The sequence below is a fragment of the Streptosporangium sp. NPDC000239 genome (genome assembly GCF_040300765.1).
Classification (GTDB): Bacteria; Actinomycetota; Actinomycetes; order Streptosporangiales; family Streptosporangiaceae; genus Streptosporangium.
Window position 1 is genome coordinate 1 of the sequence record NZ_JBEPEI010000023.1, and the last position, 20,147, is coordinate 20,147.

Genomic DNA, 20,147 nt, shown 5'->3' on the forward strand with positions numbered 1-20,147 from the left:
GTCGGGCGTGAGAGGGCCGAGGACCGTGGCGGGACCCGGCCCTCTCACGCCCGACCCGAAGCCCGGATCGAAGCCCGGCTCAAGACCCTGCCCGAAGCCCGGTTCGAGGCCCGGGTCAGGACCAGGGCCGGAACCCAGGCCCGGTCCCAGGTCCGGTCCCAGGTCCGGGACGGGCGCGACGGGGCCGGGGACGAGGTTGGCCTGGGCGAGGAGCGCCGGGCGGGCGGGGACGAGCCGGGAGGCGGCACGGCGGGCGGGTTCCCGCCGGTCGATCGGGGCCGGCCCCTCCCCCAGCCAGTCCGGTGTCCCGGAGGAGGCGGCGCGGAGGCAGAGGTCTCCGCCCGAGGCGTCCCGCCGGGCGGGGACGGGGCCGGACAGGGGCGTGGGGGTGACGTTGGGGTCCCCGGGGCGCCAGTGGGCCGTCCCCGTCCCCGCCAGGGCGACCACCGGGCCGTGCAGCCTCTCGCGGGCCGTGCCGCCCAGCCCCCTGGTCACGGCGCGCAGCACCTCCCCCGCCGGTACGGCCCTGCCGAAGGTCACCTCGACGCGCCACGCCCAGGCGGGCGGCCGTCCGCCGCTCACGTGGACCTCGCGCAGCGCGCGCCAGAACGCGGCCCCGTCGGGGACGGGCACCGGAGCCACCCGCCACGGCGGCGTCTCGGCGACCATGACCGTCAGCGTCCGCACCCGCGGCAGCATCCCCCCGTACGGCACGGCCCTGCGCAGGTCGGCGGGGGTCCTGGCGAGCAGCAGGAACCTCTCGCTCTCCTCGGCGATCACATGGTCGGCGGGGACGGCGTCCAGGTCCGTCCAGGTCGCGTCCGTCCCGTCGCGCAGTCTCGCCAGTACGGCGGGGCTCTCCTCGAACCCGATGTGGCAGCCGAGCACCTCGCGGTTCACATGCCGCCCCTGACGAAGACGTCCAGGCCCTTCTCCGCCGGGTGCGTGGTGCGGGTCACCTCGGGGAAGCGCAGCACCCAGCGGTCGCTGACCACCTTGTCGTCCGCCCTGGCCGCGTCGTCGAGGAAGAACGCGACCTGCTCGGAGCAGCGGGGCAGCAGCAGCGGAAGCGCGGGGTAGCGCGCGGCGGGCCCGGTGGCGCCGGGTGGCCCGTCCACGAAGACGAGGCCGACGTCCTCGACGCCGACGAGCGCCTCCCGGTCGTACCACAGGTAGGTCTCCATCCCCTCCAGCCAGGGCAGCAGGGGCGCGTCACGGATCTCGACGACGTCGGAGAGGCCGTGGGCACGGACCAGGTCGCGGCTGGCCTCGGCGTAGCGCGGCTCGTGTTCGAGCGCGACGACCTTCGCCCCGGTGCGTTCGGCGACGTAGCCGAGCCACACGCTCGACGACCCGCTGCCGCACTCGACGATGGTCTTCGGCCTGGTCCTGAGGATCCACCCGGTCATCATCCGCAGCACGTCGGGGGAGGCGGCCCAGCCTCTGAGCGGGGGAAGCGGAGCGCGGGGGGTGATGAGCGACCGCAGGTCGGCGAAGGCCTCGAACTGCGTGTACGAGCGGCCGATCTCCCGTTCCAGGGAGCGGTGCTGCCCGCCGACCCGCTCGAAGCCGTCCTCGACCAGCTGGTCGGTCCTGGTGAGGGAGCGCAGGCACTCGGCGTGCCGTGCCTCGCCCTTCTTCTCAAGGGAGCCGACCCTGCGCCCGACGCGGTTCAGCTCCCCGCACATCCGGCCGACCTTGGCCTCACCCCGCCGCAGCGCGCGCGTCAGGGAGCGCCCGACGGCGAACGCCAGGCAGCCCGTCCCGGCTGCGAACCCGGCGGAAAGGGCGACCGGCAGGCGGGGGTCGAAGTCTCCCGCGCTGTAGGACAGCGCCGTGATCGCGATCACCACACCGGCGGCGACCCTGATTGTACGGCTGGGCATTCTTATCAACGGCATACGTACTTGGGCCTTTCGGGAAATTGCCCGCATGGATCGCATTCCAGCGCCACCGGCCATTCAACGGGCAACGTTGTGAAAATAACGTAGTGGCCTGTTCAAGACGGTGTTCCGTGCTTGGCCCGGCCTTTGCCGACCCCGTCCCAAGGGCTTGCGCGCCCCGAATACGGGACAGGAGAATTTCACCCGGCATCCGGGGAACCGCCTTCCGCGTGAAACACCCCACGATCCGCAGGACCATGGAGAACATCGCCCGCCCCGTCGGATGCGGGCCAACAAACCACCACAAGAAGGACGGCAGACCCCTCGTACGGCACCACACATATCGCCATATCCGGCCAGCCGATAAGAACGGCGGGAAATCACCCGGCAGCCTGACCCGCATTCCTTTACGAATTGCACACGGTGCATTACCGTCGCCCCAAAGCGAGACAGAGGCGGAGACCCCCGGTCGATCCGCCTTTCCGATCACCATTCGAGAGACGGGGGCCGACCCCCACCGGCCGCCTGGAGTTGATCAGAGTGCGCCCGACCGAAACCGCCGGTGTCCCCTTCCCCTGGCACGCGCGCATCAGGGACGCCGGAACCGGCCGGATTCTGGGCGCCGGCATGCTCGTCGGCACCCGGCACGTGCTGACCTGCGCCCACGTCGCCGGTGACGGGCAGGCCCCGCCGGAGACCGAGGTCGTCGTCGAGTTCACCACCCGCCCCGGGGCGACGACCACCGGCCGGGTCGAACCGGACCACTGGATTCCCGAGGGAAAGGCGGGCGAGGGCGACCTCGCCCTGCTCCGGCTGGCCGAGGACCAGCCGGAGGGCTGCGGCGCCTCCCTGCGCAGGCAGGCGACCCCGCTGGGGACCCAGGTCCACGCGCTCGGCTTCCCCCACGACCACCCCGACGGCCTGTGGGCCTCCATGCGGCTGGCGGGCAGTTGCGGCCCGCGTGGCGAGTGGGTGCAGCTCAACGACTGGCGTCCCGGCGAGCCCCGGCAGGGGTTCAGCGGCGCGGCCGTCCTCAACGAGCTCAACGACCACGTGATGGGCGTGGTCGTCGGCGGGCGCAGGGGCGGCCCGGCGAACCTCGCCTACATGATCCCGGTGGAGACCGTCGCGCGTTACCTGCCGCGGACCAGACGGTGGGTGCACGGGCCGGGCGCGGTCGATCCGGAGACGGCCGTCGACTACGACCCACTGGTCCCCGACGTCGCGCTCGCCCAGCGGATGACCGACTGGCTGCGCGCGCCGAGCGCCGTACGCGTGATCACCGGCGGCGGCCCGGGGCAGTCGCGGACGCTGCGCAGCGTCATCGTCTCCTCCGACCGGGAGCACCGCCCGCCCGACGGGGTGCTGGTCTCCGCGCCCCCGGGGACCGTCTCCCCCGCCGCCAGCCTCGACCTTGCCGTCGACGCCTCGGGGAAGACCGTGGAGGCGATCTCCCTGCGCATCCTCGACCGGCTCGGCATCCCCGGCCCTCCCGGCGCCGCGGCCGGGCGGGTGCGTGACGGTGTCCCGTCCATGACCATCGTCGTGTACGGCATCGACGAGGCCGACGACCCGGTCTCCCTCGTGGAGACCCTGCTGCGGCCGCTCGCCGAGCAGCGGTCCCGGCTGCTGCTGGTGTTCGGGCGTGACGCCTCCCCGGCCCTCGACCAGGCGCGCTCCCTTGAGTCGGAGGCGGCCCGCGCCGAGCGTGCGCACGTCCTGCGGCTTCTCGGCGAGCTGGCCGACCTGGTCGCCAAGCTCGGGGCCGCCGAGCGACGCGCCGTCGAGCACTGGCGGGAGGTCGCCCCGCGTGTCGCGGGCGTGCCCGACCCGCCCGACCTCGTCGCCGCGTTCCGGCTCCGCCTGCTGCGGCATCCGGACTCGGCGCCCGAGGAGCACTGGACCGCCCGCGAGCTCCAGGAACTCCTGCGCCGCGAGGGCCGCGCGGCGGCGCGGATCGAGGAGTACGGCCGGAGCCTGCGGGAGGCCCTGGGCCGCAGGGACGAGCTGCGCGGCCGGTTGGAGACCGGCAAGGCCCTGGCGGCGGGCGCGGGCCTGGCCGAGGACATCGAGCTCGGCCGCCTCTACGACGAGGCCCACGAACTGCTGTGGGACCGGCGGCCCTGCGACGTCGACCGGGCGGGCACCCTGGTCAGGCACTACGAGACGGCCGTCAGGCGCCTGCGCGCGACCGGCAGGGCAGGCGGGGGCGGATGACCCCCTGCGCGCGCCCCGGCTGCACGGGGGTCGTCGACGAGACCGGCTACTGCGACGCCCGGGGGCACAGGAACGACCCGCCGTCCGCCGGGGCCACCGGGGCCGCCGGCGTCATTGGGGCCGCTGAGGAACCGGCCAGGTCCCACGGCACCTCCGGTACGGTCCCGCTACCCGTGCTTCCCGCGACCGACCCGCTCAGCCGTGTCGATCCCGCCCCCCGCCCGCCCGAGCACGGACGGCCCTGCGCGCGTCCCGGCTGCGCGGGGGTCGTCGGAGGCGGCTACCTCGGACAGCCGCCGCTCTTCGAGGGGGTCTGCTCGCTCTGCCGTACCCCGTACTCCTTCAGACCGAAGCTGCTGCCCGGTGAGATGGTCGACCGCTACCGGGTGCTCGGCTGCCTGGCCCACGGCGGTCTCGGCTGGGTCTACCTCGCCTGGGACACCGGGCTGGAGCTGCACGTCGCGCTCAAGGGGCTGATCGGCGACGGCGACGAACACGCCAGGCGGGTGGCCGTACGGGAACGGCAGATCCTCACCGTCCTGCACCACCCCAACATCGTCCGCATCCTCAACTTCGTCACCCACCCCGACCCGCGCTCGAAAACCGAGACCGACTACATCGTCATGGAGTACGTGGACGGGCGGTCCCTGCACGAGGTCGCCGCCACCGGTGACCTGCCCGTCGAGCAGGTGATCTCCTACGGTCTGGGCATCCTGTCGGCCTTCGAGTACCTGCACGGCTTCGCCGACGCGGGCTCGGGGCGCCGTGGCCTGCTGTACTGCGACATGAAACCCGACAACGTCCTGCACACCGGAGACCGGGTCAAGCTGATCGACCTCGGCGCGGCCCGCTGGATCGGCGACCGGACCTCCCCCCTCGTCCACACCCGTGACTTCCAGGTCTCCCAGGAGGAGATCGACGAGCACTGGCTGACCGTACGGTCCGACCTCCACACGGTCGGCCGCACCCTGGAGTCCCTGCTCCCCGGAGGCTGGCAGGCCGAGGACGCCCCCGGCGCCGAGTCGTTCCTTCGGCTGCTGCGCCGCGCGACCGCCCCGTTCCCCGAGCGGTTCTCCTCGGCGGCGGAGATGGCCGAGCAACTGCGCGGTGTGCTGCGGGAGATCCTCTCCCTGCGTGACGGCCTTCCCCGTCCCGAGCCGTCCACGGTCTTCACCCCGACCGCCGCGCTGCTCGACGCCGGGCTCGGGGCGGTGCCGCCGCTCGACCACTGGATCGGGCCCGCGGGCCGTACGGCGTTGCTGGACCCCGGCAGGCCCGCGCCCTCCGTTGGCGCCGTCCGGCTGCCCACGCCCCGGGTGAACCCCGACGACCCCGAGGCGGGTCACCTGGCGAACGTGAGCGTCGACGACCCCCGGCGGCTCGTCGACACGCTCGGCGCCCTGCGGCGGGAGTCGGCCGAGGCGTACCTGCTCATGTGCCGTGCCCACCTCGAACTGGCCGAGATCGACGAGGCCGGGCGGTGCCTGGAGAGGGCCGGGACGGTCCTCGGCGAGGGCGCGCCGTACGACTGGCGGACGGCCTGGCACCACGGGCTCCTCGCCCTCGCCGAGGGGCGGGCCGACCTGGCGCTGGAGCGGTTCGACGCCGTCTACACGGCGTTGCCCGGGGAGGACGCGCCCAAGCTGGCCCTGGGCTTCTGCGCCGAGCACCTCGGGGAGCCGGACCGGGCCGCGCGGCACTACCGGGCGGTGTGGCACCGTGACCGCTCCCAGGTGAGCGCGGCCTTCGGGCTGGCCCGCATCCACCTGGCCGAGGGCGCCAGGGGCGAGGCCGTACGGATCCTCGACCAGGTGCCCCGCGTCTCGCGGCACTTCGACGCGGCCAGGATCGCCGCGGTGCGCATCCACGCGGGACGGCTGCCCGGCGGACCGGGCGCGGGCGCGTGCCTGCCGACGGCCGCGGACCTGGGCGAGGTGATCGACCGGCTGCCCGACCTGTACCTGGACGGCGGCGACCGGGACGGCGACGCCCGCGCCCGGTTGCGGGCCGCGCTGCAGGAGGCGGCGCTTGAGTGGGTGCTGGAGGGCGGGGGACGGCGGGCCGTACCCGGCGCGACCGGAACCAGGCCCGGGAGCACGACCGGCGGCGGGACCGGGGTGTCCCGCGGGTACGGCCCCCCGGTCCTGGCCGACCCGGTCGGTGAGGCGGCCCAGCGCGCGCTCCTTGAGGAGTCCCTGCGCAGGCTCGCCCAGCAGGCGGACGACGCCCGGCGGCACAACGCGCTGATCGACCTCGCCAACACGGTCCGCCCGAGAACACGGCGGTGACCCGGCGATGATCCGGCGACGATCCGGCGACGATCCGGCGATGAGGAGGAACAGGAACGGATGAGCGCACGCCCCGCCTTCACCCTCGAAGTGGGCCAGAACAAGTACCTGCGGGCCACGGCCGGCGAGATGCACGCCATGCTCACGATCGGCGCGCACGGCCTGGACGGGCTCGCCCCCACGGTGGCCGAGGTCATCCTCGTGGACACCTCGGGCTCCATGGGCAGGCCGGGCACGAAGATCGGCGCGGCCAGGCGGGCGAGCGCGGCGGCGATCGACACGCTGCGCGACGGCGCGTTCTTCGCCGTCGTCTCCGGCAACCACGAGGCCGCGATGGTCTACCCGCCCGCCCCCGGGCTGGCCGTGGCGACGCCGGAGGTCAGAGCCGAGGCGAAGGCCGCGGTGCGGCGGCTCACCGAACGCGGCGGCACGGCGATGAGCACCTGGCTGCGGCTCGCCCGGCGCGTCCTCGCCACCCGGCCCGCCGTGATCAGGCACGCGATCCTGCTGACCGACGGCCGCAACGAGAGCGAGCCGGGGGAACGGCTCGACGCGGAACTCGACGCCTGCGCGGGACTCTTCTCCTGCGACGCCCGCGGCATCGGGGACGGCTGGGCGTCACAGGAGCTGCTGCGCGTCGTCACCGGGCTCAACGGCACGGCCGACGCCGTACGCGAGGACGCCGACCTGGTGGCCGACTTCCGGGAGATGACGCGTTCCGCGATGCGCAGGGGTGTCCCCGACCTGCGCGTCAGGCTGAGGCTGCTGCCCGGTGCCGAGGTCCGCTACGTCAAACAGGTCTTCCCCGTCGAGGCCGACCTCACCGGGCGGCTCGTACGGACCGACGGGACGGTGGAGTTCGGGACGGGGCCGTGGGGTGAGGAGAGCAGGGAGTACTTCGTCCGCATAGACGTCGATCCGACCGGCCGTGACAGGGGCGAGGACCTGCGGCTGGCCCGGGTGGACCTGGCGGCGGCCGAGGGGGCCTCCGGAGAGGTCGAACTGCCCGCCGTGGGGACGCCGATCCTCGTGCACTGGACCGACGAGCCCGCGCTGTCCTCCCGGGTCGACCCGAAGGTCGGCCACCACACCCGGCACCTGGCGCTCAGGGAGGCGATCGACGCGGGCCGCCTGGCCTACGAGTCCGGCGACGGGGCCGAGGCCGAGCGGGCGTGGGGCCTGGCCGTACGGCTCGCGACGGAACTCGGCAACGACAGGAACCTGCGGTGGCTGTCCCACCTGGTCCACGTCGTGGACGCCTCCCGGGGGCTGGTGCGGCTGAGGGAGCGGATCGACCCCAGGGACATGAAGGGGTCACAGCTCAGCTCGTGGCACTCGACGCTGAGCCCCGGTGCCCGTTCCCGGCGGCTCGGTGAGGAGCCCGAGGAACGGCTGGTGGCCGCGCGGCGGCGGTGCCCGAACTGCTCACGTGTGCCACGGGCGGACTCCCTGTTCTGCGAACAGTGCGGCCTCCCCCTGCAGGATTTATCCGATTTATCGGATAAATCGGAGGCTCCCGACGAGCTGCCCCCGGAGGACCGGTGAGCACCACGCGCAGGACCCTGTGGCGCCTCCGGGCCGTACTGACGGTCGCCGTCGCCGCGCTGTTCGTCACCTCCTTCTGGCTGTTCCAGGGCGTGCACCAGACCGCGGACTCAAGGGCGATCTCCGCGATCCTGGAGATATCGAGCGTCCGGCAGGCGCTGGCCACCGCCGACCGGGCCGCCGTCGAGACCTTCCTCGGCACCTCGGAACCCGGCACCCCGGGGCCGAGTACCTCAGAGGCGGGTGTTTCGGGGTCGGGCGTTCCATCACCGGGAGGGGCCACGCTCACCCTGCCCGCCGAGCAGGAGTACCGCGAGCAGATCCAGACCGCCGGTCTCAACCTCGCCCAGGCGGCCAGGGACGACGTCGCCGACGACGTACCGGGCAGGAGCGACGACCTGCAACTCGCCCAGGGGATGCTGGCCGTCTACACCACCCTCGTCGAGCAGGCCGGGGAGCACTACCGGCGCGGGGACGGCACCGTCGGCGCGACCTACCTCTGGGGCGCCTCCCGCCTCATGCACCATGACAGGCAGGGCATCCTCAAGACGCTCGACGACGCCCAGGAACGGCAGTGGACATGGCTGCGCGCGCAGTTCCCGTCCACCTGGGCGATGTGGACGGCCACGGTCTGCTGGGGCCTCTGCCTCCTGACGACGCTGGCCCTGCTCTGCGGGACGCAGGTCTTCCTGCGGCGGCGCTTCCGCCGGGACCTGAACCCCCGGCTGCTCACGGCCACCGCGCTCGTGCTCGTCCTGGCGGCGGCGACCTCACCGGCCTACTTCTCCGGGGCCGATCTCGACGAGGCGGGCACGATGACGCGGAGGGTGGCCGAGGCCAGGAAGGCCGGGGTCGAGGCGGAGCACGACTACGGCGACGAACGGCTGGCGCGACTGCTGGACCCCGTCTGCGGCACGCCGGGCACGTGCGGCCCCACGGTCGCCAAGGAACTGCGTGTACGGAGCGACGTCCCCCCACCACCGGTCCCGAGGGAGGCGGCCGAGATCAGAGAGGTCAACGTCCGGATGCGGGACGCCACGGAGTACGCGGGCCTGGTCTTCCTCATCCCGCTGCTCTCCGCCGCCGCCGGGGCGCTGATCTGGGGTGGCATCCACCCACGCCTCAACGAGTACAGGTACCGGCCACGATGAGACGAAGAACGCTCCACAGGGTCACCACGAGGATCGTCGCCGGGCTGGCGCTGCTGGGCGCCACGGTGTACGCCACGGCGTGCGCGCCGCTGCCCGGAGGCCGTACCGTCTCGGTGCTCGCGACCTGGACCGGCACCGAGGCCGAGCACTTCGGGAAGGTCCTTGCCGCCTTCGAGGACAGAACCGGCATCCACGTCGAGTACACCGGGACCCGCGCGATCGACGAGACGCTCCGCTCCGACCTGCGGGGCGGGACACCCCCGGACATCGCGATCCTGCCCAGCACCGGTGACCTGGCGCAGTACGCCCACAGCGGCGACCTCCTCCCCCTGGACGGGGTGGTCTCCCGGCAGGACCAGTACGGGCGGCCGTGGCTGCTGCGGCTGAACCGGAAGGTGTACGCCGTGCCGTTCAAGGTCAACCTCAAGAGCCTCGTCTGGTACGACCGGTCGCGCTGGTGGCCCTCCCCCCAGGAGATGCGGGACCCGCTCTCCCTGCGGACCGGGGGCCGGGCACGGAGCGTCTGGTGTCTGGGGATGCAGGCCCTGCGTTCGGCGGGCTGGCCGGGGACCGACTGGATCGAGGACATCCTGCTGCACCAGGTCGGTCCCGAGAAGTACCGAAAGTGGGCCTCGGGGACGCTGGCGTGGACCTCCGACGAGGTACGGCAGGCATGGGAGACGTGGGGGAGGATCCTGGACGCCTCCGGCCTCGACCGGCAGGGCCGCAGGGTCGCGCTGCTGACCGACTTCAGTGAGGCCGGGCTCGGGCTGTTCGGCGACCCGCCCGGCTGTCTCCTCGAACACCAGGCGTCCTTCGTCATCGTCACCTACCCGTCGGGCCGCGACGTCGACTTCTTCCCCTTCCCGTCCCTTCCCTCCGGGAAAGGCGGCGCCGTTCGCCGGTCGGTGGTGGTCTCCGCCGACTTCGCCGGGATGTTCAACGCGACCCCGCAGGCAAAGGAGCTGATGAGGTTCCTCGCCGGTGACGAGGCCCAGCGGATCTGGCCCGCCATCCCGGCCGGTGCCGCCTTCTCGGCGAACCTGGGAGTGCCCCCCGACGTCCATTCCGTCAAGGATCCGGTGGGCAGGAAGGTCGCGGACACCCTCGACGGGGCGGCCATGGTGTGCCTGGACGCCTCCGACCTGATGCCGCCCGCCCTGCGCGACGCCTTCGGCGACGCCGTCATCGAGTATCTGAGCGCCCCGGAACGGCTGCCCGACCTGCTCACCGAACTCGACCGGGTCCAGGACCGTGTCAAGAACAGGTGGCGGCCGAACGAGCAGGAGCGGAAGGACCTGCTGTCGTTCTCCTGCCCCGGCCCCCTCAACCGGCCCGGCCGGCCCATCCGGCCCGTGAAACCGAACGGAGTCACCCCATGACAGAACTGGTGCGTTTCGACATCGACGGTGAGGAGGGCTCGGTGCTCGTCGAACTCGACCCGGCCCCCGGCTTCGAACGTCTCTCCCGCAGGGACGGCGGCCTCGCCCAGGCGAAGGTCTCCTTCGAGGGCGCCCTGGCCGGGGTGCGCGACGCGGCCTCCAGCGCCCTGAAGCAGTTCCAGGCCATGGCCGTACCACCGGACGAGGTCGAGTTGCAGTTCGGCGTCAGGCTGAGCGCGGAGGCCGGGGCGGTGATCGCCAAGACCGGCGCGGAGGGCCACTTCGAGGTGCGGGTCAAGTGGCAGCGCGAACCCCGCCTGAGAATCCTCTCCGACCCCTCCTGACCTCCCACCGGTGTCCCGGGCGACGGCCACACGGCCGCCCGGGGCGCCCGTCCCCCCGGCGGTGGCGCGCCGACCGCCGCCACCCGGGCCCTGCGGACATCCGCGAGCGGTTCGTTCAAGACCGGGCCGCGGCGCGCGGACGAGACTGCCGGGCATGAGCGAGAACACCTTCACCCCCGCCCTCGGCCGTTTCGCCCCCACCCGGTTCTACGACCATGTGGTCGCGCTGACGCGTGAACGCCTGTGGCGGGCGCTGGCCGCCATGTACGTGGCGCCGCGCCCCGACGACGTGATCGTCGACGTGGGATGCGGCACCGGCTCGCTGGCGGTGACGCTGGCCCGCGTCGAGCCGAGGGCGCGGATCATCGGCCTCGACCCCGACTCCGACGTGCTGGCCACGGCCAGGCGCAAGGCCGCCGCCTCCGGTGTGACGGTGCGCTGGCAGACCGGCATGGGCGACGAACTGGCCGGCCTGCTGGGGGCCGCCTCGGTGGACACCGTCGTGTCCAGCCTCGTGCTCCACCAGTGCCCGGTGCCGGTGAAGCGGGCGGTGCTCGCGTCGATGGCCACGGCGCTGCGGCCGGGCGGGAGGCTGGTGATCGCCGACTACGGGCTGCAGCGAACGAAGCTGATGCGGCTGGCGTTCCTGACCGTCCAGTTCGCCGACGGCAGGCAGGACACCCAGCCCAACGCCGACGGCGCGCTTCCCGGTCTCATGTCGGCCGCCGGGTTCCGCGACGTGCACGAGGCCGAGGTGGTCTCCACGGCCACCGGCTCGATCTCGATCTACGTCGCGCGCAAGGGCTGACCGCGCAGCAGCGACAGTACGGCCACGGGCGTGAGGCCCGTCATCTCGCGCATCCGGCGGGTGAGGTGCGCCTGGTCGGCGAAGCCCGCCGCGAACGCCGCCTCGGCCGGGGAGCGTCCCGCCTGCAACGCCTCAGCCGCCAGACGCAACCGAGCCCACACCCGCCAGCGGGTCAGCGGCATGCCCACCTGGTGCCGTGCCAGGGCGCGCAACCGCTGGGGGGAGAGCCCAACCGTCGCGGCCAGCACGGGCATGGGAACGTTTCCGTCCCACAGCGTGTCCAGCGCCTCGACCAGCCGGGGGTCGAGTTCACCCGACGGGCGGGCGCCCGCCCTGCCGATGTCCTCCGCGCGCAGGCCGCGCAGTTCGGGAGCGGGGGTCACGCCGTCCCCGTGGTGTTCACGCAGCCGGTCGGCGAACACGCAGTGCGGCTCGACGTAGAAGACGACGAGATCCGTCGCGGCGAGCATGCGGTGCCGTTCCATCGGCGGCACGACCAGCGTCACGGCCCGGTGGTGGATGTCCGAGGCGTCCACGATGGAGACCTCGCCCCGGACCGCGACGGCGATCTGGAAGGCGGCGTGCCGGTGGAAGGAGCCGTCCGGTGTCGGGCCCTGGTACACCGCGTACCCCTCGCCGACGGAGAACCGGGGCGTCGGCCCCTCCTGTGGGTTCATCCCTTCGATTCTGCCCGGTACGACTTCCTTGCGCCGACCGGGATTCGTCAGGATATCCTGACGAACATGACGTTCATGAGCCCCGACATCCCCGGTCACGAGGGCTTCGCCGCCCCGGTGCTGCCCAACGGCGAACCGGCCTCCTCCTCAAGCGCCTTCGTCAAGGAGTTCGTCGGTTACCAGGCCGCCTGCTCGTGTGGATGGGCCGACCAGCGCCGGTTCCCGCCCACGCGGGAGGGGGCGAAGGAGACGGAGTACCGGTGGTGGAGCAGGCACGCCGCCCCGCTGATCGCCGCCGCCCCGCCCAGCGAACTGGTGGTCAAGTCGAACCTCCTGTACGAGCGGATCGCACGACTCGCCGCGGAACGCCCGCTGGCCGCCCTGACGCTGCTGTCCCAGGTGGAGGGCTGGCAGCGCGTCCTGCTCGACCAGGCCGTCGCCGGGGCCCGGGAGTCCGGCGCGTCCTGGGCGCAGGTCGGAGAGGCGATGGGGATCTCCAAGCAGAGCGCGCACGAGCGGTTCAGGACACGCGTGAACATGTGACACCGGGGACCCGGTCCACTGATCCTCCGAAGGGAGGAAACGGTCCGTACCTCCGTCTGGTGATCGCTCGCCGGAAATAGGCGATCATCAAGACATGCGTAAGGCATTTGCCCTCTTATTAGGGCTCACGATCCCCTTATCCACCTTCACCCCGGTTTCCGCGGACACCACACGGACCCCCGCCCCCAGCGCCGCGATCTCCTGGGCCCCCTGCCCCGAGGATTCGGGCGCGGAGTGCGGGACGCTCGCCGTACCGGTCGACTGGAGGCGTCCGGCGGCCGGGACGTTCAACGTGGGCGTCGCCCGCCGCAAGGCCACCGACCCTGCCGCCAGGATCGGCACGCTCGTGGTGGCCGCGGGCGGCCCCGGAGGGTCAGGGGTGGACCTCGTCCTCGCGAGCCCGCAGATCCTCACCCCGGAGACCCTGCGCCGCTTCGACGTCGTCAGCCTCGACCCGCGCGGCACGAACCGCAGCAACCCGGTGGTCTGCTCGACGGAACTGCTGCAGCAGGCCCCCGACCCGATCGTGAAGAGCCAGGCCGAGTTCGACAGGGCCGTGGCCTACAGCAGGCGGCTGCGCGCCGACTGCCGGGCCCGCACCGGCCCGGTGTTCGACCACGTCGACTCGCTCAGCGCCGCGGCCGACCTCGACGCGTTCCGCGCGGCGCTGGGCGAGGAGAAGCTGTCCTTCTGGGGCATCTCCTACGGCACCCTCCTCGGCCAGCAGTACGCCGAGCGCTACCCCCGGCGGGTCCGGGCCTTCGTGCTCGACAGCGTCATCGACCACAGCGTCGACACCCGGACCTTCATGGACACCGGGACCTGGGGCGCGCAGGACGCCTTCAACGAGTTCGTGGCCTGGTGCGAGCGTGACGAGGCCTGCCTCCAGCACGACGGGAACGTCAGAACCCTCTGGAAGGGGCTGATGGCCCGGGCCGACCGCGGCGAACTCAGTGTCCCCGGTCAGCCCGGCGCCCTGCTGACGCCCTTCGTCCTCAGCTGGACCGCGCTGGACTACTTCTACAGCGCCGACACCTGGCGTCCGTTCTCCGAACTGCTGGCCGCCCTCGACACCGGCCAGGCCACCGCCGGGCAGCTGCCCACGCCCCTGGCAGCCAAGAGCGCCCAGGACGTCAGCCCCAACCCCTTCCAGATCTTCTGTGAGGACTACCGGCTGCCCGTCCGCGACTTCCGCGAGTACGACAGGCACCTGCGCAGGCTGGGCGGGATCGCGCCCGACATGCGCTACAGCTTCCTCGCGGTCTTCCCGGTCTTCACGTGCCTGGGAGAGCCGAGTTCGATCCCCAACCCGCAGCACGAGCTGAGGGTCCGTACGGACACGCCGCTTCTGGTCGCCAACTCGCTGCACGACCCGGCCACCGTCTACCCGTGGGCCGTGAGCACGACCCGCCAGCTCGGCCGCTCCGGGCGCCTGCTCACCTACGAGGGCTGGGGTCACATCGTCTACGGCCGTGGACCGTGCGCCACGGGCGCCATCGACTCCTACCTGATCTCGCGGACCCTCCCCGCCCGAGGAGCCCGCTGCCCGGCCGTCCCGCCGAACACCGGGACCGACAACCTCCGCAAGCTCGTCTCCCCGCTTCCCCACATGCCCGGCTGGACCTCTCCCCTGTAGTCCCCGGTTCGCGCGCGTCGGCCGGAAAGACGCTCCTGACGACGCGCTCTGATGGTGGCTCCTGGCGGGAATGAGGACCGGGTTCCCGCACCGGTCCTCACTCCCGCCCTCCTGCCGGCCTCGGTTCCTGACGTCCGGAGTCGCTCCGCCGTCAGGCGGGGCAGACGACGTCCGGTACGCCTCGTGGCAGGTTGCGGCGCTCGTCCTCGCTGAGGTCACGTCCAAGGACGCCGCACAGGTGGGACTTCCACAGTTCAGGATCGAGCCGGAACAGCTCCACAGATCCTCGGGCCGTGTACTCCGTGGGCTTACGGTTCCTCAGCAGGACCCTGCCGTTGTCGGAAGCCTCCATGAAGTCCTGCTTGCCGGCGAAGTTGTAGGAGGTCACCTCGACGTCACCGGAGCCGGTCATCCTCATGAGGCGTACGGAACTTCCGTTGGCCAGAAAGAATCCCGGACTCTCCGATCCGTCGTTCTCCATGATCCCCACCTGCCATTTCTCTGCTTCCATGGGTCCGAACGGGCCCAGTATCTTCCGTGCTCGCCGACGGTCCTGTACCGACCACAACTCGACCATGAGGCCTCGGGTCAGCACGATGGCATAGCGACCACTGGGCTCGATCGCCGCGGTGATCAGATCGGGCCCCAGGCTGATCCGCAGATCCGGGTTCTCCACGTGGGTCGCCAGACGGACGGCCCGCAGAGTGTGATCATGGGCGTTCGTGATCTTTATGTATCCCGGCTCGTAGTACGGACCCACCGAGAGCTCCCTGAGGTCGGCTCCGCCGAGAAAACCGTAAATGTCGAACGGGTCGGACAGAGGCCGACCATTACGGGCGTTCCAGTGTTCGATCACGCTTCCGGAGACCGTCACCAGTTCCTCGTCTGTGAAGAAGAAGGAGGTCACCCGGAGTCGTTTCCCGTTCTTGCCGGCGGGGGGCATACGGGCGGTGAGCTCGGCCACTCTGCGCAGGTGCGGAAGCTCATAGACCGTGACCCTGTTCTGGTCGGTCACATCGGCCACCAATGTCCCAGCGCGGTTTATGGTCAACAGCAGTCCCGGGTCAGGGGGCGTGGCGGGAATGTGAACCTCGGAGAGTGTTCTTTCCTGCCCTCCGGTCTCCTTGATCACCAGTCGATCAGCGGTCCCGGCGCCGTTCTCCCCGACACGGACCAGCATGGTGCGCCCCTGGTCGAGCAGCAGCGGCGGGCTGAACACCTGCAGCCCATCGTCGGCGAACATCCGCCAGCCGATCATGCTGATCTTGTCTCGACGAACCACTACGGGGGCGTCCGGCGTACCGAGCAGGGGACCCGCCCTGTCTCCGAGGGCGAGGACAGGACCTTCGAGCCGTTGTGGCGAGGTACCCGGCCGTGCGCTGAGAAGCGTCCACCTCCCTTCTCCCTCATTGACCGCGACGCGTTCGCCCGTCCGGTCGACGGCGAGCCCCTGGCATGAGCTGTAGTCAGCGGACGGAACATAACGCGTCATCCTGTGCCCGTCAGACACGCGAAGGATCTGGTAGACGGCCTTCTTCGCGCTGGAGGGCTTCCTGCACAGGGCCAGGACCCTCCCGTCAGCCGACACCTCGGCCTCTGTCAGATCCGTCTCCGACATGCCCCGGCCGTTCTCCAGTTCCCGTACGGAGCCGCTGCGGAGATCGATGGACACCGGGGAGTTCCCGTCGCCCAGTCGTACGGCCACGAGCGTGTTCTCGTCCGGGCCGAACCACACCTGCCGCAGTTCGGGCAGTCGCCCCGGCAGTTGCCTGAGCCGCTGTGTCGCCAGGTCCCACACCTGCAGCCGCCCATCGGAGATCACCGTGGCGATCCGGTCGGCGTTTGGCGAGAAGTCGATGACCTTGTAGGAACCGGAGATTCCTCCCATGACGTACCTCTGCGGAGCGGTGCCGTACAGCCGGTGCGCCGGTCCCAGGACAATGTCGTGCGCCGTGTGGCGCACCTCGTGCCAGATCGTCGTGCCGGTCCCCTCCAGCACATAGGCAATGCGCCGACCGTCCCTGCTGACCAGCGGAAAGGTCGCGTACCCTGCCAGATCGAAATGCTTGCGCAGAATCCTTCCGCCGGCTTGGCGGAGGAACAACGTCGCACGGCCGAGCTCGGAGGAAGCCAGCGTCACCATGCCGTCGGCGCTCATCCCGGCGGCACGGATCGGCCCCTGGACTCCGGTCAGCATCCAGACGGCGTCCTTGAGTTGGTCATATCGCTGCAACAACGCGTTACGCGCCTCCTGCGTCGGCGCGATCTCGTAGGCGGCGGCAGCTGCCAGGGTCGCCAGTCCCGGGTCCTCCTTGGCCATCTCCGCCGTGAAGCTCGCCAGCGCCCGTGACCTGTTCTCGTCCGCCCGCTCCGCGCTGACCAGCATCTGATCGACGAGAAAGGTGGCCAGGCCCACGATCAGCGCGAACACCATGGTCAGCGCGGTCCGCACGGCATGGGTTCGCCGCTGCGACATCCGGCTCCGCCGCCGGGCCAGTGCCAGGAACTCGCGTTGTTCCTTGGTCAGCTCACCCTCACGCCCGCCCAGCCACTGATCGATGACCTCCAACTGTTCTCTGTCCGGCAGCAGGTTCGCCGACCGTCCGCCGTGCTGCCAGCGCCGTAGGTCATGGGCCAGCTCCGCCTGCCCGGTCAGGAGCTTTCCGTCCGCCTCCACCTGCTGCCGCAGCTCAGGCCAGGCTGTGATCAGCGCCTCATGGGCCAGCTCCGCGCTCTCCGGTTCCCCCTCACCGCCGTACAGCACCAGCAGCCGCCGCTCGGCGAAAGCCTTGGCTAGCTCCCACTGCGTCTCGTCCACCTCGTCCCGGGTGAGCCTGCGACGCAGCAGGATCTGGCTGTCGGGCAGCATCCGCACCAGTTTGGTGAGCAGCCGTCGCGCCGCCTTTTCCTGCTCCGGCTTGCCGTCGACCTGGTCCGCCCAGGCCCGTTCGGCGTGGTGTCCCAGCGCGCCGGACACACCCTGCATCTCCTCGTAGGCCGCGTCCCGCAGGTAACCGCCGTTCCGCTGCTCCCACAGCTTCTGCAGGACGAACCCCAGCAGTGGAAGAACGCCCGGCTCGCCACCTGTGTCGTCCAGAATGCGCCGGGCCAGCCCAGGTTCGTATTCCACGGCCGCGAGCCGCTCGACGGGCTTGGCGATCACCTCCTCCAACTGCCCGGAGGACATGGGGGCCAGCGGTACCGTCGCCCCGCCGAGCAGGGCGGGCCCCAGCCGTGGGTGTTTCAGAACCGCATCCATCAGGTCAGAGCGCAACGTGGTCAGGACACGCACTCCAGCGGTCGGCCGCTGCGGGAACAACAGGTCGACGAGCTCGTCGACCTCGGCCTGGGGACGGTTCAGGAGCGCCTCTGCCTGGTCAAGAACGACGAGAAGACCACCGGAAGCCGTACCACGGGCGCGGTGGAGCGTGTCCGCAAGCCCCTTGTCCGCGAGCCATGTCTCGACCTGGTCGGCGCTCCGCGCGCGCACGGGGCCGTACCGCCCGGACCTGGCGGCCTCGTACAGCTCGGTGGCCAGCGCCGACCGCACGGAGGAGATTTCCCCGGCGTTGAACGCCAGGACCTCGTGTCCGTCCTCCCGTATCCGGGGCGCCACACCGGCCAGGGCCAACGAAGACTTGCCGCACCCCGAAGGTCCGTAAACCGTCACGGTGCGCGCTCCGCGCAGAGCCTTGACGATGTTGCCGATGTCCTCCTGTCTCCCGAAGAAGAAGTCCGCGTCACCTTCTCCGTACGGCTCCAGCCCTCTGAAGGGAGAAGGCGGGTCGATGACGGGACCGAGTTCGGGGACCTCCCGCACGATGGTCCTGGTACGCAGTGCGTAGGCCTGCTGGGCGTCGCCCACCGGCTGCGCGGCGACCAGCAGACCGACCACCGCACCCAGCGCGTCGTCCCAGACGGGACTGCCGCTGAAACCGGGCCTGACGTGGGCGACCTGCCCGCTGGACCTCGACAGCTGCACCCATCCCTCGCCCGTGGCACCGCTGAGCCTGCCCTCGAACCAGATCCCACCCGGCGCGTCCCTGGGAAACCCCACCACGCGCACCTGACCACCCCGCACGTTGTCGGGATCGGCCATGGGAAGCGGACGGGCGCCGGGTACGGGCTCCGGCAGCCGGAGAACGGCGATGTCCCCGGTTCTCTCGGCCCTGATCGGTACCCAGTTTTCGACCCGGGCCGACCACACAGGACGAGCGTCGTCGCCGGGTGGGAGCGCGCGTAGCGAGAACTCGACCGTGACTGGAGTTCCCTCAGCCACAGCCTCATCACGAGGCCTTTCCAACGCGTCCGAAACCACGTGAGCGCAGGTCAGCACCAGATCCGGAGCGATGAGAAAGCCCGCCCCGCCCCCGACACCGTCCCGTCCTCTGATCTGGACGACCGCCATGGCCATGGCTTCGTCCGGACTGCTCGACCACGCCCGTACGGCTTCCGCCATCGGACCTCCTCCGCGCCTCAGGCCGGACGTCGGCCGCTCGCCGCGCCTTCACGTAGGCTCCCGAGAAATCGGCTGCGATCGCCGCACTCGCGATGACGACGTTCGCTTCGGGGACGGCGAGACACCGAAATCAAGAGGGAGTGTGATTCGCCAAACTGATCAGCGGTGATCAGCAGGATCGAGACGTCCGGAGGCGTCCGATTCCGCTCAGCCGGTTCTCAGTCGATTGTGCTGTTGACAGGTGGTGCGCACGATCCACGTCACCTCAGGCTGTCTTCACACCTTGCTCCAGCCTTCGGACTCCGAAATCATAAACACGGTCTGGGCAGCGGATCTCGCGGTTCGTCAAACCGCAACCGAATCCACGATAAAAGCGGGAATCTCATACGGCCAGACCCGCGAAAAAAGCGTGGGAACCACAGAGGGGCGGAGATCTCTCACCCCGCGATCCAGCCGAAACCCGCGGTGTTGGCCTCGCCGAGGCCCCAGCTCCAGATCGCCTGGAGGGTCTCCGGCGGGCCGGTCAGTTCCACCTCGACCGGCGCGCCGGACTTGCCGCCCCGCACCTGGCCCGTCGAGCCGACGGAGAAGGAACGCCTGGCGCCGACCCAGGTGATCCGGGTCAGCGAAACCTCCGGGTCCAGGCCCAGCGTCTCGGCCTTGCGCCGCAGGTTGCGCTGGAAGCACGTCGGGAACTCCCGGTCGGCCGGCAGCAGCCACGCCTGACGGGTGACGCGCTCACCCTGTTCGTCCTTCCCCGCGCCCTTCACCACCACCGGGGTGAGCGTCCTGAAGAGGGCACGACCCGAGGTGAACGCCGGGGGCTCGACCAGGGTGGCGTTCAGGATGCGGAAGGCCGCCCCGCCCCAGTCCAGCAGCTCCCGCCGTTTGATCCCCTGGGCCATCGCGGTCACCGCCTCGAAGAGGGGGCTGCCCAGCTCCACGTGTCCCCGGCCGCCGACGGCGTACCTGCCCCTGACCCGCGCGGCCCTGGGAAAGACCGGCGCGCCGTGCCCCAGCGGAACCATGCCGTACGGCCCGGCCCCCCGCGCGTGCAGGAGCCGCCCGAGATCGGGGACCTCACGTGTCAGCAGGTCGTAGAGCAGGGAACGACCAGGGGACAGCACCTTCGTCCACGCGAGTTCGGTGGCCCCCGTGGTGACCTCGATCCGCAACCGCATCATTTCCTCCCGCCTGTTCCGCCTCTCGTCGAC

General features: G+C 71.3%; 13 protein-coding genes and 1 pseudogene. 9 read left to right on the forward strand and 5 right to left on the reverse strand.

The annotated features are described in order from the left end of the window. Window positions 1–900, reverse strand: a pseudogene (locus tag ABT340_RS36615) (hypothetical protein); the annotation flags it as partial. Continuing rightward, window positions 897–1,886, reverse strand: coding sequence for a class I SAM-dependent methyltransferase (locus ABT340_RS36620; RefSeq protein ID WP_352015506.1), 990 nt, complete (start codon window positions 1,884–1,886; stop codon window positions 897–899). The pseudogene ABT340_RS36615 and the gene ABT340_RS36620, both read right to left, overlap by 4 nt. A gap of 537 nt (window positions 1,887–2,423) precedes the next feature. On the opposite strand from ABT340_RS36620, the gene ABT340_RS36625 reads away from it, so the two are divergent. The 7 genes from ABT340_RS36625 (at window position 2,424) to ABT340_RS36655 (ending at window position 11,618) form a co-directional block, all read left to right on the forward strand. Next, window positions 2,424–4,100 (forward strand): trypsin-like peptidase domain-containing protein, encoded by a 1,677-nt coding sequence (locus ABT340_RS36625; protein ID WP_352015507.1) that lies wholly within the window; start codon window positions 2,424–2,426, stop codon window positions 4,098–4,100. Next, window positions 4,097–6,388 (forward strand): serine/threonine-protein kinase, encoded by a 2,292-nt coding sequence (locus tag ABT340_RS36630; protein WP_352015508.1) that lies wholly within the window; start codon window positions 4,097–4,099, stop codon window positions 6,386–6,388. The genes ABT340_RS36625 and ABT340_RS36630 overlap by 4 nt, the downstream gene beginning before the upstream one ends. A gap of 60 nt (window positions 6,389–6,448) precedes the next feature. Then, window positions 6,449–7,933: a vWA domain-containing protein gene (locus ABT340_RS36635; RefSeq protein ID WP_352015509.1), complete on the forward strand. Its 1,485-nt coding sequence runs from the start codon at window positions 6,449–6,451 to the stop codon at window positions 7,931–7,933. Continuing rightward, window positions 7,930–9,084: a GlnX family signal transduction membrane protein gene (locus ABT340_RS36640; RefSeq protein WP_352015510.1), complete on the forward strand. Its 1,155-nt coding sequence runs from the start codon at window positions 7,930–7,932 to the stop codon at window positions 9,082–9,084. Before ABT340_RS36635 ends, ABT340_RS36640 begins: the two co-directional genes overlap by 4 nt. Next, the gene (locus tag ABT340_RS36645; RefSeq protein ID WP_352015511.1) at window positions 9,081–10,466 is read left to right on the forward strand and encodes an ABC transporter substrate-binding protein; all 1,386 of its coding nucleotides are present in this window, start codon (window positions 9,081–9,083) and stop codon (window positions 10,464–10,466) included. The genes ABT340_RS36640 and ABT340_RS36645 overlap by 4 nt, the downstream gene beginning before the upstream one ends. Next, on the forward strand, window positions 10,463–10,810 hold the full coding sequence (locus tag ABT340_RS36650) for a CU044_2847 family protein (RefSeq protein WP_352015512.1): 348 nt from the start codon (window positions 10,463–10,465) through the stop codon (window positions 10,808–10,810). Before ABT340_RS36645 ends, ABT340_RS36650 begins: the two co-directional genes overlap by 4 nt. A gap of 154 nt (window positions 10,811–10,964) precedes the next feature. After that, window positions 10,965–11,618 (forward strand): class I SAM-dependent methyltransferase, encoded by a 654-nt coding sequence (locus tag ABT340_RS36655; RefSeq protein WP_352015513.1) that lies wholly within the window; start codon window positions 10,965–10,967, stop codon window positions 11,616–11,618. On the opposite strand, the gene ABT340_RS36660 is transcribed toward ABT340_RS36655, so the two are convergent. After that, window positions 11,597–12,295: a helix-turn-helix domain-containing protein gene (locus ABT340_RS36660; protein WP_352015514.1), complete on the reverse strand. Its 699-nt coding sequence runs from the start codon at window positions 12,293–12,295 to the stop codon at window positions 11,597–11,599. The two genes, ABT340_RS36655 and ABT340_RS36660, sit on opposite strands and share 22 nt — an antisense overlap. Before the next feature lie 66 nt (window positions 12,296–12,361). On the opposite strand from ABT340_RS36660, the gene ABT340_RS36665 reads away from it, so the two are divergent. Both ABT340_RS36665 and ABT340_RS36670 read left to right on the forward strand, forming a co-directional pair. Beyond that, window positions 12,362–12,838: a hypothetical protein gene (locus tag ABT340_RS36665; RefSeq protein ID WP_352015515.1), complete on the forward strand. Its 477-nt coding sequence runs from the start codon at window positions 12,362–12,364 to the stop codon at window positions 12,836–12,838. Between the two features lie 94 nt (window positions 12,839–12,932). Continuing rightward, window positions 12,933–14,474 (forward strand): alpha/beta hydrolase, encoded by a 1,542-nt coding sequence (locus ABT340_RS36670; protein WP_352015516.1) that lies wholly within the window; start codon window positions 12,933–12,935, stop codon window positions 14,472–14,474. 151 nt (window positions 14,475–14,625) lie between these two features. Here ABT340_RS36670 and ABT340_RS36675 read toward each other — a convergent pair whose 3' ends face one another. After that, the gene (locus ABT340_RS36675) at window positions 14,626–18,933 is read right to left on the reverse strand and encodes an nSTAND1 domain-containing NTPase (protein ID WP_352015517.1); all 4,308 of its coding nucleotides are present in this window, start codon (window positions 18,931–18,933) and stop codon (window positions 14,626–14,628) included. Window positions 18,934–19,370: 437 nt separating this feature from the next. Beyond that, entirely contained in the window at window positions 19,371–20,117 is a 747-nt protein-coding gene (locus tag ABT340_RS36680; protein ID WP_352015518.1) for a CRISPR-associated endoribonuclease Cas6, read from the reverse strand. Between the last annotated feature and the right edge of the window lie 30 nt (window positions 20,118–20,147).

What these genes read in the sequence shown, in the direction of transcription:
- ABT340_RS36660 (WP_352015514.1), bottom strand. Translation starts at nt 12,295, where the DNA reads ATGAACCCACAGGAGGGGCCGACGCCCCGGTTCTCCGTCGGCGAGGGG.
- ABT340_RS36665 (WP_352015515.1), top strand. Translation starts at nt 12,362, where the DNA reads ATGACGTTCATGAGCCCCGACATCCCCGGTCACGAGGGCTTCGCCGCC.
- ABT340_RS36645 (WP_352015511.1), top strand. Translation starts at nt 9,081, where the DNA reads ATGAGACGAAGAACGCTCCACAGGGTCACCACGAGGATCGTCGCCGGG.
- ABT340_RS36630 (WP_352015508.1), top strand. Translation starts at nt 4,097, where the DNA reads ATGACCCCCTGCGCGCGCCCCGGCTGCACGGGGGTCGTCGACGAGACC.
- ABT340_RS36650 (WP_352015512.1), top strand. Translation starts at nt 10,463, where the DNA reads ATGACAGAACTGGTGCGTTTCGACATCGACGGTGAGGAGGGCTCGGTG.
- ABT340_RS36655 (WP_352015513.1), top strand. Translation starts at nt 10,965, where the DNA reads ATGAGCGAGAACACCTTCACCCCCGCCCTCGGCCGTTTCGCCCCCACC.
- ABT340_RS36635 (WP_352015509.1), top strand. Translation starts at nt 6,449, where the DNA reads ATGAGCGCACGCCCCGCCTTCACCCTCGAAGTGGGCCAGAACAAGTAC.
- ABT340_RS36680 (WP_352015518.1), bottom strand. Translation starts at nt 20,117, where the DNA reads ATGATGCGGTTGCGGATCGAGGTCACCACGGGGGCCACCGAACTCGCG.
- ABT340_RS36670 (WP_352015516.1), top strand. Translation starts at nt 12,933, where the DNA reads ATGCGTAAGGCATTTGCCCTCTTATTAGGGCTCACGATCCCCTTATCC.
- ABT340_RS36620 (WP_352015506.1), bottom strand. Translation starts at nt 1,886, where the DNA reads ATGCCCAGCCGTACAATCAGGGTCGCCGCCGGTGTGGTGATCGCGATC.
- ABT340_RS36675 (WP_352015517.1), bottom strand. Translation starts at nt 18,933, where the DNA reads ATGGCGGAAGCCGTACGGGCGTGGTCGAGCAGTCCGGACGAAGCCATG.